We start from the raw sequence: 369 nt of genomic DNA, 5'->3' as shown, positions 1-369 counted from the left end.
AGGGCGGAAACCCTCCAACACCTAGTATTCATCGTTTACGGCATGGACTACCAGGGTATCTAATCCTGTTCGCTACCCATGCTTTCGAGCCTCAGCGTCAGTAACAGACCAGAAAGCCGCCTTCGCCACTGGTGTTCTTCCATATATCTACGCATTTCACCGCTACACATGGAGTTCCACTTTCCTCTTCTGTACTCAAGTTTTGTAGTTTCCACTGCACTTCCTCAGTTGAGCTGAGGGCTTTCACAGCAGACTTACAAAACCGCCTGCGCTCGCTTTACGCCCAATAAATCCGGACAACGCTTGCCACCTACGTATTACCGCGGCTGCTGGCACGTAGTTAGCCGTGGCTTTCTGGTTAAATACCGT

The 369-nt window shown here is 50.7% G+C and carries 1 rRNA gene; it reads right to left on the bottom strand.

The features are described 5' to 3' along the window. Positions 1–369 (bottom strand): 16S ribosomal RNA (locus tag ABWU86_RS05890); the annotation flags it as partial.

This window comes from Apilactobacillus pseudapinorum (genome assembly GCF_040369555.1).
In the GTDB taxonomy this organism is placed as follows: domain Bacteria; phylum Bacillota; class Bacilli; order Lactobacillales; family Lactobacillaceae; genus Apilactobacillus.
This window is presented reverse-complemented; position numbering and strand designations above follow the sequence as displayed.